Origin of the sequence: Clostridium aminobutyricum (assembly GCF_017255415.1) — a bacterium.
GTDB classification, from domain to species: domain Bacteria; phylum Bacillota; class Clostridia; order Peptostreptococcales; family Anaerovoracaceae; genus Aminipila; species Aminipila aminobutyrica.
This window is the reverse complement of sequence record NZ_JAFJZZ010000001.1, coordinates 1,295,414-1,311,354: the sequence shown is the minus strand read 5'-3', so window position 1 is coordinate 1,311,354 and position 15,941 is coordinate 1,295,414. Positions and strand designations below refer to the sequence as shown.

At 40.1% G+C, this 15,941-nt stretch carries 16 protein-coding genes; 14 read left to right on the top strand and 2 right to left on the bottom strand.

The annotated features are described in order from the left end of the window. Window positions 1-38 precede the first annotated feature (38 nt). The 12 genes from JYB65_RS06215 to JYB65_RS06160 all read left to right on the top strand — a co-directional run bounded on the left by JYB65_RS06215 (window position 39) and on the right by JYB65_RS06160 (window position 11,795). Window positions 39-1,460: a sodium:solute symporter family protein gene (locus JYB65_RS06215; protein WP_206581718.1), complete on the top strand. Its 1,422-nt coding sequence runs from the start codon at window positions 39-41 to the stop codon at window positions 1,458-1,460. Continuing rightward, window positions 1,460-1,741: a hypothetical protein gene (locus JYB65_RS06210; RefSeq protein ID WP_245156582.1), complete on the top strand. Its 282-nt coding sequence runs from the start codon at window positions 1,460-1,462 to the stop codon at window positions 1,739-1,741. Before JYB65_RS06215 ends, JYB65_RS06210 begins: the two co-directional genes overlap by 1 nt. A 60-nt stretch (window positions 1,742-1,801) precedes the next feature. Further along, the gene (locus tag JYB65_RS06205) at window positions 1,802-3,343 is read left to right on the top strand and encodes an HAL/PAL/TAL family ammonia-lyase (protein ID WP_206581717.1); all 1,542 of its coding nucleotides are present in this window, start codon (window positions 1,802-1,804) and stop codon (window positions 3,341-3,343) included. 381 nt (window positions 3,344-3,724) lie between these two features. Beyond that, window positions 3,725-4,750, top strand: coding sequence for a LacI family DNA-binding transcriptional regulator (locus tag JYB65_RS06200; protein ID WP_206581716.1), 1,026 nt, complete (start codon window positions 3,725-3,727; stop codon window positions 4,748-4,750). 13 nt (window positions 4,751-4,763) lie between these two features. Beyond that, window positions 4,764-5,693: a ribokinase gene (gene rbsK / locus JYB65_RS06195; protein ID WP_206581715.1), complete on the top strand. Its 930-nt coding sequence runs from the start codon at window positions 4,764-4,766 to the stop codon at window positions 5,691-5,693. A 13-nt stretch (window positions 5,694-5,706) separates the two neighbouring features. After that, entirely contained in the window at window positions 5,707-6,126 is a 420-nt protein-coding gene (rbsD, locus tag JYB65_RS06190; protein WP_206581714.1) for a D-ribose pyranase, read from the top strand. Window positions 6,127-6,160: 34 nt separating this feature from the next. Then, window positions 6,161-7,657, top strand: a complete 1,497-nt coding sequence (locus tag JYB65_RS06185) for a sugar ABC transporter ATP-binding protein (protein WP_206581713.1) — start codon at window positions 6,161-6,163, stop codon at window positions 7,655-7,657. Next, window positions 7,658-8,626, top strand: coding sequence for a ribose ABC transporter permease (gene rbsC / locus JYB65_RS06180; protein ID WP_206581712.1), 969 nt, complete (start codon window positions 7,658-7,660; stop codon window positions 8,624-8,626). 64 nt (window positions 8,627-8,690) lie between these two features. Continuing rightward, window positions 8,691-9,596 (top strand): ribose ABC transporter substrate-binding protein RbsB, encoded by a 906-nt coding sequence (rbsB, locus tag JYB65_RS06175; RefSeq protein ID WP_206581711.1) that lies wholly within the window; start codon window positions 8,691-8,693, stop codon window positions 9,594-9,596. A gap of 194 nt (window positions 9,597-9,790) precedes the next feature. Beyond that, entirely contained in the window at window positions 9,791-10,264 is a 474-nt protein-coding gene (locus JYB65_RS06170; protein WP_206581710.1) for a DUF6323 family protein, read from the top strand. Then, window positions 10,242-11,153, top strand: a complete 912-nt coding sequence (locus tag JYB65_RS06165) for a DUF6179 domain-containing protein (RefSeq protein WP_206581709.1) — start codon at window positions 10,242-10,244, stop codon at window positions 11,151-11,153. Before JYB65_RS06170 ends, JYB65_RS06165 begins: the two co-directional genes overlap by 23 nt. A 180-nt stretch (window positions 11,154-11,333) precedes the next feature. Further along, a complete protein-coding gene (locus JYB65_RS06160; RefSeq protein ID WP_206581708.1) occupies window positions 11,334-11,795 on the top strand; it encodes a PaaI family thioesterase in 462 nt (153 codons plus the stop codon). A 36-nt stretch (window positions 11,796-11,831) separates the two neighbouring features. Here the strand turns inward: JYB65_RS06160 and JYB65_RS06155 are convergent, their stop codons facing one another. Next, complete coding sequence (locus JYB65_RS06155; RefSeq protein ID WP_206581707.1) at window positions 11,832-12,383, bottom strand: metallophosphoesterase family protein; 552 nt, start codon at window positions 12,381-12,383, stop codon at window positions 11,832-11,834. 43 nt (window positions 12,384-12,426) lie between these two features. Beyond that, the gene (locus JYB65_RS06150; RefSeq protein ID WP_206581706.1) at window positions 12,427-13,005 is read right to left on the bottom strand and encodes a hypothetical protein; all 579 of its coding nucleotides are present in this window, start codon (window positions 13,003-13,005) and stop codon (window positions 12,427-12,429) included. Window positions 13,006-13,305: 300 nt separating this feature from the next. Between JYB65_RS06150 and JYB65_RS06145 the strand changes: the two genes are divergently transcribed. Next, window positions 13,306-14,226 (top strand): GTP 3',8-cyclase MoaA, encoded by a 921-nt coding sequence (locus JYB65_RS06145; protein WP_206581705.1) that lies wholly within the window; start codon window positions 13,306-13,308, stop codon window positions 14,224-14,226. Between the two features lie 299 nt (window positions 14,227-14,525). Then, entirely contained in the window at window positions 14,526-15,923 is a 1,398-nt protein-coding gene (locus JYB65_RS06140) for an oxaloacetate decarboxylase subunit alpha (protein ID WP_206581704.1), read from the top strand. Window positions 15,924-15,941 lie beyond the last annotated feature (18 nt).

Below are 15,941 nucleotides of genomic sequence, written 5' to 3'. Positions count from 1 at the left end.
TAGTTTAATACTAAAATTTAGGAAAGAGGTGGTTATCGATGCTGTTATCGAGTCTTGATAACGCAATTATTGTTCTTTTTGTAATTTTTATTGTATACGTAGGAGTACATTTTTCCAACGCAGTGAAAGATATGGAAACGTTTTATCTGGGGAATAGAACGCTGCCATGGTCTCTAACGGTTGGAGCTCTTGTAGCCACATGGTACGGCGGAGTTGGAACGATAGGTACAGTTGAATACTCTGCGATGTATGGGTTGTCCATATGGGCCATATGGTGCGTAACCGCACACGCAGGACGTATGCCGCTGGCCTTGTGGGTAGGACCGAAAATACATGTTCGAACTGATGTAACCGTTCCGGATTTATTAAACGGAATATATGGGAAAGGCGTAGCTATTATAGGGGCTATTTTAATGCTGATTTACTGCACGCAGTTTTCCCAGATAACGGCAATGGGTGAAATCGGCATCGCATGGGGTATCACACCATTTACTGCAGGCGCCATATTAATCGTTCTTGTTATTATCGTAGCGGTATCCGGCGGACTGATGGGTGTAGCGGTTACAGATATGGTTCTTTTCTGGTGTATGTGTTTTGGATTGACCATGGTACTGCCAGGACAGTGGAGTGCTATCGGCGGTTGGGATGGTCTTACACAGGCATTAAGCAGCAAGCCGGAACTGATGGATCCATGGGGAGGATTAACGCCAATGAAAGCTTTTATGCTATGTGTTTTAGCTTTTGGTGTGTATGCAGATCCGACGTTCTATCAACGATTTTCGGCGGCAGATTCTCCTAAATCAGGCAGACGTGCCATGCTGTCCTGTTTTATAATTTGGATTTTATTCGATATCGTGCTGACGGTTACCGGACTTATTGTAGCCGCTAAATATCCGGAAATGCAGCCGGGCGAAGGCTACATTAAACTGGTATTGACTACGTTACCGGCAGGAATAAGAGCTCTCTTCATCGTAGGACTTGCGGGATCTATCATATCCGCACTGGATGGATATTATCTATCGGGGGCAGCAACCCTTTCCAATGATATAGTAGGTAGAATTAAGGGTGAAGTTACTCAGAAAGAACTGGTTCGAATGACAAGAATCTGCATCCCTGTTCTTGCCGTAATAGGCCTTACGGTTGCTTTTAAGTTCCCAACAGCGCAAGATGCATTTATATTTATGGCAAGTTTATGGATGTCAGCAGGATTTGTTCCAATTGTTGGCGGGCTTTTATATCCAGGGAAGAAAACCCCAATGGGCGGCTATCTTTCATTAATTACAGGTGCAGGCGCATTTGCTTACATCTCCATTTTCCCACCATCATCTTTTAGTCTTGAACCATTGATTGGTGCTCTTCCGCTATCCTTTATTGCATGGATTATAGGGAACCGCATAGGCAAATCGGTTGAAGTAGATGCAATAAGAATTGAAACGGATGAACTAAAGGAGGTAATCTAATGTCAACGTTAAAAAAGAAAAACAATCTGGAAATATCTTGGCTCGGTATGGATGGTTTTTTGGTAGCTATGTACTTTGTCGTTGTAGGTATCATTCTTTGGACCATACTGGCTAAAAATGACTTAATGATGGGAACGATTATTCCTTTCGGGTTGATGATCGGAGTTACCTTGATATTTTTTAATTACATATCTCATGTTTTCAAATTTGCTAAACCTAAGAATCAAAAAGGAATTCCTGAAGCAAGCAGCGGCGAACCGATTCAGAATCAAGAAGAATAGCGCAGCAATTGAGATGATATGAATATTTTCTTCATAACATAAATAAAGGAAGTGGCATAAATGAACCCAAGACAGATTAAGACTATTACTTTAGATATACAGAACATGACATTGGAGGAATTTGTAGCAATATCCAGATATGAAGCAAAGGTTGAATTGTCTCCGGCATATTGTAAAAGGGTTGTAAAATCAAGAAGATTAGTAGAGAAGTTTCTCGACGAGAGAAGAATAATCTACGGCGTTACAACAGGGTTTGGAGATAACTACAATAAAATTATTCTTCCGGAGCAAGCAGTTACTTTACAAAAAAATATTCTTCGCTCTCATGCATGCTCTTTGGGGGAGCCTCTTGAAAAAGAAGTGGTACGGGGCATTTTACTGATGATGCTGCAAAATTTGGGGCAAGGTTATTCAGGCGTACAGATTAGCACCTTGGAGTGCATAGTAAATCTATTAAATGGTGGAATTACTCCATTTGCACCACGACGTGGTTCAGTGGGATACCTTGCGGTGGAAGCACATATTTGTCTGGTGCTGTTAGGAGAAGGAAAAGCATGGTATCGAGGAGAGCTTTTAAATGGATCAGATGCATTAGCCGCAGCAGGAATAAGGCCTATCCAGTTAGGCTGTAAAGAAGGCTTGGCTTTGGTTTCAGGAACGACATCGGTTACCGCAATAGCTGCACTTGCCTTGTTCGATGCAATAAAAGCGGCAAAGACGGCGGATATTGCCGGAGCTATGAGTTTAGAAGCATTAAGGGGAACCATTAAAGCGTTTGATCCAAGGATACAGTCAGTGAGGCCGCATGAAGAGCAGTCTATGACAGCAAGAAATGTTTTAAGAATTTTGAATAACAGTGAGATTGCCGATAAATATAAGGATTACAGATTGCAGGATGCACTTTCTTTAAGGTGCATCCCTCAGCTTCATGGAGCAGCCAAGAAGACGTTCAAAGATGCAGCAAAGACAATAGGGGTCGAAATGAATTCGTGCTGCGATAATCCAATCATCTATCCTGAAGAGGACGATGGAATCGCATTAATGGGATGCAATGCGGACAGCGCTTATGTAGGAATAGAAGCAGATTCCATGTGCATCGCTTTAACGAATATTGCAAAGATGTCAGAACGAAGAATTGATCGGCTGATTAACCATCATGTAAGCGAATTACCGCCATTCCTGATTGAGAATTCAGGGTTAAACAGTGGATTTATGATTCCGCAGTATACCGCAGTAGGACTCTTAGGTGAAATGCGTCTGTTGTCAACAGCTTCGACAATTGATAATACTTCAACTTGCGCCAACCAGGAAGATTATATTGGCATGGGGTACAATGCTTCCAGAAAGGCATATCAGTCCGTTCAGTTCTTGGAAAATATAATGGCAATTGAATTTTTAAATGCCGCACAGGCTTTAGAGTTTTTGAAACCATTGAATCCATCTCCAGCAACAAAGACTGTATATGATCTGATTCGAAAAGAAGTTCCAAAAGTGGAGGATGATCAACAGCTATATCCATTTCTTGAGTATATAAGTGAACAGATACATCAGGGAGAAATTATCGCGGTAGTGGAAGAAGTAATCGGCGAATTGGAATTCTAATTATTTAGAAGAAAAATACTGGAAGTTAAAAAAATGAATGTAAATTAACAACATATATAATAATCTTTCTTAACCTATGAAATCAAGTGATGAAATTTAACTCATCACTTGATTTTTTGTTGTTTAAACTGTGTTTAGCAAGTTGTATGTAAAAATCTTATGAGCCATTTACTATGAGCCAGTTAATCAAATTACATTACAATGCTAGATAAATACTGAACCTATAGCAAATGAGTGATAATTAGTAGAACTGTTTCAATCAAAGATAAGTCGATAATTGGTATTGTATTTTATTTTTATTGAAAGAAAGTAAATTTTATAGTAAAATTTAGTTAAACGTTTTAGTTAAACGTTTAACTAAGCAAAAGGATATAAAATGATATGATAAAGTCAGTAACAATTAAAGAAATCGCCAAGGAAGCAGAAGTATCAACGGCAACTGTTTCTATGATTTTAAATAATAAAGATAAAAATATCAGTGAGGCAACCAGGAATAAAGTATTAAAGATCGCCAAAAGGAGAAACTATATCCCCAATACGATGGCGCGAAGTCTTGTGACGAAGCAAACTAGGACGATTGGTTTGATTTTACCGGACATTGTGAACCCGTTTTTTCCTGAAATCGCTAGGGGTGCAGAAGACAGAGCGAGCCTATCAAGATATAGTGTCATTTATTGCAATACAGACGATAATTTAAAACGCGAAGAAGCGTATGTAGATATATTAACGGAGAAAATGGTGGATGGTATCATCTTCACTCATTCAGCTGATCCGGAAGGCAGTGCAGAGGGCTTCAACCGATGCAGAGTACCGATTGTTCTCATCGATAGAGACTACGATATTCCGAACGTTATCGGAAAGATTCTTGTCGATAATACAACGGCTTCCTATATGGGGGTGAACTATCTTCTCGATAATGGTTATAAAAAAATTGCTTATATTGCGGGTCCTGTTCATACGCAGACTGCCAGAGACCGTTTAGACGGATACAAAAAAGCGTTGGCTGACAGGCAGATTGAGTGCAAGGAAGAATATATAAAAGTCGGTGAATATAAAAGCCAATGGGGAACAGAAGCTATAAAGCAGTTTCTCGATGAGAGGATATCTTTTGATGCCGTATTTTGTGGGAATGACCTTATTGCAATCGGTGCAATAAAGGCTCTAAAAGAAGCAGGATATAAGGTGCCAAAAGACGTTGGTGTGATGGGTTTTGATGATATCTATATGGCCAGTATGGTTGAACCGGCCTTGACCACGATAAAACAACCAAATTATGAAATGGGCTATCGTGCAGCAGAATTGCTGATTCATGCGATTGAAAACAAAAACTCAGACGAAGAAGATCAGGCGTTAAAAGTAGAGACGATTATTTTAAATACAGAGTTAACTGTAAGGAAGTCAACATGAAAGGAGTAAAGCAATGATTACCGTTGTAGGCAGTTTGAATATGGATTTAGTAGTCTTCACAGATAAGATACCTCGCCCAGGTGAAACTGTTTTGGGTAAAAATTTTCAGCAAGTACCGGGAGGGAAAGGAGCAAATCAAGCGGATGCAGCAGCAAAGCTTGGGGCATCTGTCCATATGGTCGGCTGTGTGGGTGATGATTCTTTTGGGTCTACATTGAAAGATTGTCTATATGCTGATGGAGTTCACGTGGATTATGTGCTGACAAAACCGAATATATCAACAGGGGTTGCCGTTATACTTGTAGAAGCTTCCGGTGACAATTGCATTACAGTTGCACCCGGAGCAAACTTTTCGATGAGCCATGACAACATCCTTCAAGCGAAAGAGGTTATAAAAGATTCAGAAGTTCTGTTATTACAGCTTGAGATTCCGTTGGAGATTGTAAAAACGGCAATATTGACCGCAAAAGAAGCGGGGAAAAAAGTCATTTTGAATCCGGCACCTGCGCAGGAATTGGATGAAGAAATATTGGATCATATAGATCTATTGACTCCGAATGAAACGGAACTGGAATTATTAAGCGGGCATAAAACAGATACGTTAGAAAATATAGAACTTGCAGGGAAAATTCTTTTAAATAGAGGTGTAAAAGAACTGGTCATTACGCTGGGTTCCAGTGGCTGTTTACACATGACTAAAAAAGCGACCGTGCACTATGAGGCCTATAAGGTTCAGGCGGTGGATACGACGGCTGCCGGAGACAGTTTCAATGCAGCGTTGGCGGTTCACATAAGTGCAGGTAAAACCATGGAAGAAGCGATAACATTTGCAATGAAAGTGGGGGCATTAACTGTCACGAAAGAAGGAGCGCAGACCTCGTTACCCCTTCTTCGCGAAGTAGAATCTTTTGAAGAATGGATGAAGGGCCGGGCGCAAGGATAAGGAGAAAGTCAGAATGAAAAAAAATGCATTATTAAATTCAGAAATTTCTTATGTGATAGCAAATATGAGACATACGGATATGCTTGTCATTGGTGATTCGGGACTGCCTGTTCCGCCTGGAGTACCGCAGATTGATTTGGCTGTAACGAAAGGTATCCCTGATTTTCTCTCGGTATTAAAGGCAACGCTATCCGAACTACGGGTGGAAAAAGTCATTTTAGCGGAAGAAATCTCCCAGGCAAGCAGTAAACTTCACGAGGAGATTACGGAACTTTTTCACCATATTGAAAAGCAGGAGCAGATTAACATTGAAATTCAATATGTTACTCATGAAGATTTTAAAGCAAAGACGATAGGCAGTAAGGCGGTTGTGAGAACGGGTGAATGTACGCCTTATGCAAACATCATTCTGGTTTCAGGGGTAGTATTCTAAACGGAACGATATGACCAATGTGGAGGGTTTATTTATGCCTGAAAAAATAATTTCTATGAAAAATATAAGAAAAGAGTTTTCTGGTGTACCGGTTTTGAAGGATGTGGATTTCAACATCTATGACGGCAAAATAATGGCTCTTATCGGCGAAAACGGTGCTGGGAAATCTACCTTAATGAAAATATTAACCGGTGTTTATGCGAAGACTTCGGGCGAAATTATCATGAACGGGAAAGAAGTTAATTTCACGAGTACCAAAGATTCGCAGGATAACCAAATTGCTATCATACATCAGGAACTGAATTTGATTCAGCATTTATCCATTAGTGAGAACATTTTTTTGGGTAGGGAACCTATCACGAAGCGTAAGAACATTAAATGGAGCCAACTTTACGCGGAATCAAAAAAATGGCTGGATAAGCTGGGATTAAACGAGGATCCAAGAGAACTCGTAAAAAATGTCAGCGTTGGAAAGCAGCAGCTTGTTGAAATAGCCAAAGCTCTCTCGCTGAATGCCAAAGTGATTATTATGGATGAACCAACAGGAGCCCTTACTGTTTCCGAAACAGAGAAATTATTTAGTGTAATCAAGGAGTTAAAACAGCAAGGCCACAGCATTGTCTACATTTCTCACAGGTTGAAGGAGATTTTCGAGCTTTGCGATGATGTGACCGTTTTGAGAGACGGGGAACTGATCGGGGAGAAAAGCATCGATGAACTGGATGAGGATAAAATTATTGAGATGATGGTTGGGAGAAAGCTGAGTGATCAATATCCTCGAATTTCTTTCGAGGCCGGCAATGTGGTGTTGGAAGTCAAAGGGCTTACCAATCAATTTGTTAAGGATGTCTCTTTTGAACTGCATCACGGAGAAATCCTTGGAATCGCGGGATTGATGGGGGCGGGAAGAACAGAGCTGGCTAGAACCTTGTACGGCATTTATACAAAGAATAAAGGCACGATTCTCCTCAATAAGAAAGAAATTCGATTAAGGGAACCGGCGGATGCTTTGAAGCAAGGGATCGCCTATGTTTCAGAGGATAGAAAGGCAAACGGAATTGTATTGGGATTGAGTGTCCGGGAAAATATTACGTTAGCCTCATTGAAACGTTACAGCGGGAAAGTCGGGAATATTCTGAAGAAGAAAGAAGAGGAAACAACTCAGAAATATATGCGGAGTATGTCTATTAAAACATCAAGCTCCAAGCAACTTTTGAAATACCTCAGCGGTGGAAATCAGCAGAAGGTTTCGATTGCAAAGAATTTGGATTCGAATCCTAAAATATTAATTTTAGATGAACCGACAAGAGGCGTGGATGTAGGAGCAAAAAAGGAAATTTATGAATTGATCAACCAATTTAAACAGGAAGGCATGAGTATCATCATGATTTCTTCGGAGATTCCGGAAATTTTAGGGATGAGTGATCGAATCTTGGTGATGCACGAGGGTAAAGTGATGGGAACGTTAAATCGTGACGAGGCTACACAGGAAAAAATCATGAGTTTGGCAGTAGGAAAGGAAGTAGGATAAATGATAAAAGTATCGCTCAACGCAAAATCATTTACAGGAATGATACAAAGAAATAAGCCGATGGTCGTATTGCTCATTTTGTGCATCCTGATGTCTATTTTAAATGATCGCTTTTGGACTTGGGGAAATATCATAACCGTATTGAGACAGACTTCTATCAATGCTGTTATAGCAACAGGTATGACTTTCGCCATTTTGATCGGTGGTATTGACCTTTCCGTGGGTTCTGTTTTGGCGATCTGCGGAGCAATTGCCGCGACCCTGATCTCTTCCGGTATGGATGCCCTTCTTGTTGTTTTATTGACTTTACTGTTAGGTTTAGGTATTGGATTGATAAACGGCTTGTTGATCAGTAAAGGAAGATTGCAGCCTTTTATTGCAACCCTTGGGACCATGACGTTATTGAGAGGTCTTACGTTGGTTTACACGCAGGGGAGACCAATCAGTGCCAGGGGAGCTGAGCATTCGTTAGCTTTTTCGAAGATCGGAACGGGATATATACTACAGATACCGATTCCGATTTATATCATGATTATAGTCTTTATCATCGCCTACTATATTTTAAGGCATCTGAGGATGGGCCGGTATATTTATGCACTCGGCTCGAATGAAGAGGCTACCATGTATTCGGCTATTAAGACCGATAATGTAAAACTGTATGTGTACGGAGCAGCAGGATTTCTGGCTGCCTTGGCAGGCATTTTGGTGACAGCGAGATTAGGTTCCGCACAGCCTACAGCCGGTTCCGGTTATGAATTAGATGCCATAGCGGCGGTAGTGTTGGGAGGTACCAGTATGTCCGGCGGTGTGGGAACGATTCAGGGAACCGTAATCGGAGCGCTGATTATTGGCCTTCTGAACAACGCATTGAATTTGTTACAAGTCCCTTCCTATTATCAGGATGTGGCAAAAGGTGTGGTGATTCTTATTGCAGTTCTGCTCGACAGGAAACAAAAATCTTCCCGATAGTGAATTTGACCCGCTTGGGTTGGAGATATAATTTTTTATTACAAGATATAAGGAGGAGAAAAAAATGAAAAAAGTATTTGCATTGTTGCTTGTACTGCTGATGATGATCGCTACGGTTGGATGTGGTAATTCTAAATCAGAAGATTCCGCAACAGAAAAAGGCCCAACAATCGGTTTGGTTGTATCAACATTAAACAATCCGTTCTTTGTGGATTTGAGAGACGGGGCACAGGCGAAAGCGGATGAACTCGGCGCGACTCTTGTAGTGCTTGACTCACAGGATGACTCCGCTACAGAAATGTCAAATGTTGAAGATTTGATCACTCAAAAAGTGGATCTAATCTTGATCAATCCTACTGATTCTGATGCTGTAGGAAATGCTGTGGCAGCTGCAAACGAAGCGAAAATTCCAGTAATTACCCTTGACAGATCCGCAAACTCCGGTGAAGTGGTAGCTCACATTGCTTCTGACAATGTAGCAGGCGGTAAGATGGCCGGAGAATTTATCATTGAACAGTTAGACGGAAAAGGAAAGCTTGTTGAATTGGAAGGAATCCCTGGAGCTTCTGCAACTAGAGACAGAGGCGAAGGCTTTAACACCGCAATCTCCGGCAGCAGTATCGAAGTAGTTGCAAGACAGACAGCAAATTTCGATAGAGCACAGGGTTTATCCGTAATGGAAAATATTCTTCAGGCAAAGCCGGAAATTAACGCAGTATTTGCACATAATGATGAAATGGCGTTAGGAGCATTGGAGGCTATTAAAGCATCCGGAAGAGATATTTTAGTAGTTGGATTTGATGCAACCGATGATGCTGTGAAAGCAGTGAAAGCCGGAGATATGGCTGCAACTGTACAACAGCTTCCAAAAGAAATTGGTGGTAAGGGTGTTGATACCGCAATGAAAGTACTGGACGGAGAAACCGTAGACTCCTATATCCCAGTAGATCTTCAACTTGTAACGGAATAAGGAATGAAAAATTAAATGATCGAGATACGAAAGATACCGGCAGAAGCAGTTTCTGCCGGTATCTTTTTATCTGTTCAATAAAAATTTATATCATTTTACACTATTATATTACCATAAAATCGCTGAAATTTCAAGAGTTGTAATGATTATTCCCCGGGAGTAGAATCAATTATTAAGAGAAAGGGGGATTTTCTATGAAAGAAGAATTACTTCAAATCATGTTGGCCGGTAAGCAGAAACAGGAACTGGAGAAGATCATTTCTTCGAATCAATTATCAAGTCAGTTTGGTGTGACCTTGTCAGAAGAAAATGCATCGATGTTAATGAAGAGCAGGAGGGAGACATTAAAAGAAACTGAGCGCATTGAATTTGGTGAAGGCATCCTTTCAAAATTAATTTACCATTTTTGTGATTCACCTTATATTTATCAGGAAAATTATGCCGATACCTTGGCCGTATTGCAGGACATATTTTATCAATATAAAAATGAGTGTTTAGATGAGATTAGTGATGATGAGCTTTTAGAATTCATGAAGCATCATTTTGACGGCTCGTGTCAAGGATCATTAGAGTACTTGGAAGAAACTTGTCTGGACGAATTAGCAAGAAGCATTCGTGCCGGTGAAAGTAGAGAGGAAATATACGATGATGAACGGGATAAATTATAACATGGAGGAGCTCCTTCCGCTCGTTGAAAAACTGACTATCCAATATACATCCAATGAGAGCTCGTCCATAACTTATGAAACTGCGAAAATGCTGTTGTCGGCGATAGTGTATTGTATTCGAGAGGATGCTCAGGCTCGTGAGCATGGAGATGCTGATCTCGATCCGGAAGAGGTTCATCGGAAGAAACTAAATTTAAGGATGAGTGGAAATAACAAATCCGCAAAAGACGCCTATGAAGAGGGATATGGACTGGTAATTAAAAAAGTTAAAAAGGCTTTAGTATTATATAATCACATCATGGAGGATTTTAGAGCCTACGAGAATATCGCGTATTATGATACCGTCGTAAAAGGAATGCCTGCTTTTTTTCAGTATTACGATGCAAAGTTCAATCCCGAAAACCATATTTTAACGTTGGATTATCCGACCATAAAATCAGTACACCATTTATCCGGAATCGATGCTATTTATCAATATCTAGAGTATATTTTTTTAGAACAACTCTTTCTGAAAGCCTTTTCAGAAGATGTTATCATCCGTTTGCTGAAACGATTTGATGAGAATTACAATGAACTGTTTATAAATGCTGCCAGCATTGTTTTAGAGAACGCCGCAGGCTGCTTCCTTGCACAGAAACAAATTTCATCATTAAAAATAGAGAAAGAGGATTTGACCGTTATCAAAGAGTTTGTTCAAGGAAAGAATAAGGCCGAATTGAAAGAGAAAATCAACGAGATCATTCATACGATCATAAAGCATGTTTATGGCGGCAACACAGCTCTCTATAAATATTTATCGGCAGATGCAGACGACTTCTCCGTGAGACTATTAACTGCGGCGGAAAACAATTGTTTGGATTCCCTTTTTCCTGTTGAAAGTATGAAATAAGCCAAATACCATGAATTGTATTTATAACAAGTAATGGTGAAGGTGCTGAATGGTGGTTTTACATTTGCAATAATAGACGGAGAAAAGTATAATTGTAAAAAAGGAGTTTGAAGGAACTCATGAAAGCTGCGTTAAAAGAGGAAATGAATAAAATACGGTTGTATAGATAGGGAGAACATGATGGCAGAACAAAAGCGAATGGAAGAATTCTTAAAATTTTCCGTTGAAGAAACGTATAACGAACAAAAAAATATAACCAATGGGCTTTTACAGGTGCGAGGAAAGAGTTGTTCTTTTGAAGAATCTTCGATGACATTTGAATTTCCGGTTTTACCATGGGAAGAAAACCGAGTTGGCTTTATGCATGGAGGAGTCATGTGCACTGCCTTTGACTTTTCAATGGGCGTACTATCCAGATTCTACGCAGGAAGTAATTGGGCCCCGACGGTAAGTATAGAAGTAAAATACATTCGCCCGGTGGACATGGGAGATGTATTCGTCGTAAAATGCATTGCAACTGCTACAGGTAAAAGAATCATCCAGCTAAGGGGAGAAGCGTACAGCGGGAAGACGGGCAAACTCGTTGCTACGGCAGCAGCGGTTTATATGTCTATTGATACAACAACAGAAAAAAGGGGATAATCCCCTTTTTTTAAGTTCAGACTCTTCAACGAATCATTAAAATCGGTCACTATAGTTTAAAAGTCCTCTAATGTAGCCCCCTTGCACTTTTTGGGGCTTATTTTTTTGAATAGACGAATAATAAACAATGGAGCCTGTCAATCCCTCTGGAGAGGTGTGAACGATGGCGTAAGAGCCTTGTGTACCGTCAGAAGGCAAGGATAAGCTGCCGGGGTTTATTAAATGAATGCCGTTGACTTCTTCGAACACCGGCTTATGCGTATGTCCGAATAGGGCGGCAATGCAGCCGCATTCTTCTGCACGATAATAGATATTTTGGTAGGTTGCCTTTACATTTTCCATATGCCCATGAGCCAGATAAAGCTTGCCGCATTCGGTTTCCAGAATTTTATAATCGGAAGGACTGTAGGAACCGTCCATATTTCCTTTGACGGAAAGAACGTCAATACCCAAAACTTTTTCGAGTTCCTCTGCATCTTTGCTGCAGTCGCCGAGATGGAGGATAAGGTCGACAGCGGTGAGCTTTTTACAGACCTCCAATACTTTATCCAACTTCCCATGGGTATCACTTATTACAAATAGTTTCAATGTTTTCTCCTAAATAATGAAAGCAAATACATTCTGCTTATCCTCAATAATTAAAATTAAGCTTTAAATAGCCATTGTCACATTCTACATAGTTTAGCTCTAAGTTAGAAGGAACTTTTTGAGCTAATTCAAATCGATCTAAATCAATCATAATACGGTTTCCGTCTACAAATATAAAATCGCAATTTGTAAAGCGCAAGGCCTTTTGAAGACAAGTGCTATTGGAGCAGGCCGCTTTTAAAGCCATTGCCTGCAACATATTCCCCAAGGACTTGACTTCCTCTTGGAAGGTGCCGTAAATTCGCCGGCAATCATCGGAAAATCTAAAATCTGTTATTCCAATCAGGTATTTTGCTTCTATCGGTCCAATCTGTTTTAGGTGCAGTTTTAGATGCAGATAGATCCGATTATTTTCAAAGGCAATTCGATAGTCATCTACATAATCTTGCAAATGATCCATTATTCTCATCTTCAGACCGGAATTGATGAACGATTCAGGAATGGTAAGAATGCCATTTTCTATATCACGTGGATCGAAATAATCCAATAATGTGCCGATTTCAGTTTTATTGCGCATGATGAAAGCAATCCAGCTTTTTAATTTTGCATCTGATATGTTCAAGCGTTTACTCCTTTGACTTCCCTAAAATTTTTTCCGAAGAACTCTACTAGATGAAAAAAGATGGCTTCTCCATTTAAATTAGAACTCATCAACAATATATTAACCTCAATAGCATAACAAGTCTAGTAATTTCATAATATTTGTAAAGTTAATTTTTGGACGCGCGTTCAATAAAAGAGGTTAAATCCGTTTTGTTTAATATATTACTATTAGAATAATTGACTTATAATCATAAAAAATGGTAGAATAAAAAAGTTAGATAATAAAAATTTTAGCGAATACAAATAAATGGAGGAACAAATGAAGGACAGTTTTGGAAGAGACATGAATTATATGAAAATATCTGTAACAGATGAAAATAATTTTGATTATAAGTACAGCTCAGCTAAAAAAGATGCTTCAGATATTGACCAGAGTAATATATTGAACTTCGAAGAAATCGAAAGGATTGCACAGGCGGCAGTAAAATTAGGCATTACGAAATTTAGGCTGGCCGGCGGCGAACCTCTTCTGAGAAAAGGCATTGTTAAGCTTGTGAAAATGCTGACCGGTATGGAAGGCGTGCAGGAAGTGGAAATGACTACAAACGGTTCGTTGCTGACCGATTATGTGAAGGACTTGAAAGAGGCAGGCTTAAGCAAAGTAAATATCAGTTTGGACTCGATGAGAAATAGTCGATTTACGGAAATGACCGGCGGCGGAGATATGGATGAAGTCATAGCAGGAATTAATGCAGCTACAGGAGCAAAATTGAAACCGGTAAGTATTCACACGGTTGTTATGAAAGGATTTAATGAGGATGAAATTTTAGATTTTGTTCAGTTAACCTTCCAACACGAGGTAGGCATTCGGTTTATCGAAATGACACCGAAGGGTAACTATGCAGAAGTAACTCAAGAAGCTTATATTTCTAACGATGAAATTAAAGCTAAGCTGCCTTCCTTAAGAAAGGTGGGAACAGAGGAAGAGACGGAAGAACTATTTAAATACCCGGGTGCAAGGGGTACGATCAGTTTTGTCAGTCCTGTCAGCAGTTCGTCCTACGAACCATTTGATCAGATTGAATTAACCCCGGATGGGAAACTACAATGCGGTCCTCATGCAAATCAAGTCGTTGATTTGAAACTTGCACTTGCGGCAAACGATGAAGAAGAGCTGATGGAGGCTTTAAAACAGGCCCTATCAAACAAAGAAGAAAAGACTCCTATTGCTGAAAATTAGGAGTGATTGCAAGGACAATTTTTTACCGTAAAGAGGTAATGCGGAATAAAAGGTTAAACTGCTTTAAAAGAAAAGAGCTAGCTCATGCAAGGATGTTTCGAGGGAATAGCGTTCCCTTGTAAGTAACAACGGCATGTTGATGATGGAATATTTTTATAGATGTCGTACAAAATAGAAAAAGGTATCACACTTAATAAGATCTAATGGTAACGGAATCACAGATAATTTTATTCTGCTATAGTTTTTGACAATATAGCATCTGCTTTTATTGGAAGTTTAAATACTATGGGAGGTTAATAATGGCAAAAGTAAAGATAACGGAAACCGTCTTAAGAGATGGTCATCAGTCGCTCATCGCAACAAGAATGAAGACTGATGAGATGCTGCCGATATTGGAAGTCATGGATAGTGTCGGCTATAATGCTCTTGAGATGTGGGGAGGCGCAACCTATGACGCGTGTCTCAGATTTCTGGATGAAGACCCATGGGAAAGGCTAAGAGCGATTCGGGAAAGGGTTAAAAAGACAAAGCTGCAAATGCTATTAAGAGGGCAGAATTTGCTTGGTTATAAACATTATGCAGACGATGTTGTTGATAAGTTTGTAGAAAGAGCAATTGCTAACGGGATTGATATAATAAGAATTTTTGATGCGCTCAATGATACTAGAAATCTTCAAAGAGCCATTGAAGCAACAAAACGATTCGGAGGGCATGCACAAGGAACTATTTCTTATACACGAAGTCCGGTTCACACCAATGAAGTGTTTATCAGCCTCGCTAAGGAAATAGAACAAATGGGTGCAGATTCTTTATGCATTAAAGATATGGCTGGCTTATTGGATCCTTACAATACCTATGAATTAGTGAAGCGGTTAAAAAGTGAGATTTCTATTCCGATCGAGCTTCATACGCATGCTACGAGCGGATTCGGAAGTATGACGTATATGAAGGCCGTTGAGGCCGGAGTTGATATTATTGATACAGCCATATCTCCATTTGCGGAGGGAACTTCACAGCCGCCGACTGAGCCTTTGGTGGCGGCATTCCAAGGAACGGAATACGATACCGGATTAGACCTGAATTTACTGAATCAAATTGCGGAGCATTTCAGGCCGATTCGAGAAAAATATATTGCTTCCGGACTGATGGATCCAAAGCTGATGGGGGTAGACATCAAGACCTTGATGTACCAGGTTCCGGGCGGAATGCTTTCAAACTTGGTTTCTCAACTGAAACAATCCAATGCGATGGATAAATTTGAAGAAGTATTAAAGGAAGTCCCGAGAGTTCGTGAAGATCTTGGCTATCCGCCGCTGGTTACGCCAACCAGTCAGATTGTGGGAACTCAAGCGGTCATGAATGTTGTAATGGGTGAACGGTATAAAATGGTTCCCAATGAAGTCCGGATGTTGGTAAAAGGAATGTACGGGAAGACGACTTTGCCGATAAAAGAAGAGATCGTAAAGAAAATTATCGGAGAGGAAGAGCAGATTACATGCAGACCTGCGGATTTAATAGAACCTGAATTGGAGGCCGTAAAACGTGACTGCGCAAGGTATATGGAGCAGGAAGAAGATGTGCTCACAAAAGCGATGTTCCCAAAACCGGCAGAGGATTTCTTTAAGAAAAGAGAAGTACAGCAGTATAAGATTGATTCAAATTTGTTAAATGAAGAGGATATGGTTTATCCGGTATAAACATAGAAAGCAGGCTCC

Bases quoted from the DNA above. Each gene is read 5' to 3' on its own strand.
- JYB65_RS06215 (WP_206581718.1), top strand. From the start codon at position 39: ATGCTGTTATCGAGTCTTGATAACGCAATTATTGTTCTTTTTGTAATT.
- JYB65_RS06210 (WP_245156582.1), top strand. From the start codon at position 1,460: ATGTCAACGTTAAAAAAGAAAAACAATCTGGAAATATCTTGGCTCGGT.
- JYB65_RS06205 (WP_206581717.1), top strand. From the start codon at position 1,802: ATGAACCCAAGACAGATTAAGACTATTACTTTAGATATACAGAACATG.
- JYB65_RS06200 (WP_206581716.1), top strand. From the start codon at position 3,725: ATGATAAAGTCAGTAACAATTAAAGAAATCGCCAAGGAAGCAGAAGTA.
- rbsK (WP_206581715.1), top strand. From the start codon at position 4,764: ATGATTACCGTTGTAGGCAGTTTGAATATGGATTTAGTAGTCTTCACA.
- rbsD (WP_206581714.1), top strand. From the start codon at position 5,707: ATGAAAAAAAATGCATTATTAAATTCAGAAATTTCTTATGTGATAGCA.
- JYB65_RS06185 (WP_206581713.1), top strand. From the start codon at position 6,161: ATGCCTGAAAAAATAATTTCTATGAAAAATATAAGAAAAGAGTTTTCT.
- rbsC (WP_206581712.1), top strand. From the start codon at position 7,658: ATGATAAAAGTATCGCTCAACGCAAAATCATTTACAGGAATGATACAA.
- rbsB (WP_206581711.1), top strand. From the start codon at position 8,691: ATGAAAAAAGTATTTGCATTGTTGCTTGTACTGCTGATGATGATCGCT.
- JYB65_RS06170 (WP_206581710.1), top strand. From the start codon at position 9,791: ATGAAAGAAGAATTACTTCAAATCATGTTGGCCGGTAAGCAGAAACAG.
- JYB65_RS06165 (WP_206581709.1), top strand. From the start codon at position 10,242: ATGATGAACGGGATAAATTATAACATGGAGGAGCTCCTTCCGCTCGTT.
- JYB65_RS06160 (WP_206581708.1), top strand. From the start codon at position 11,334: ATGGCAGAACAAAAGCGAATGGAAGAATTCTTAAAATTTTCCGTTGAA.
- JYB65_RS06145 (WP_206581705.1), top strand. From the start codon at position 13,306: ATGAAGGACAGTTTTGGAAGAGACATGAATTATATGAAAATATCTGTA.
- JYB65_RS06140 (WP_206581704.1), top strand. From the start codon at position 14,526: ATGGCAAAAGTAAAGATAACGGAAACCGTCTTAAGAGATGGTCATCAG.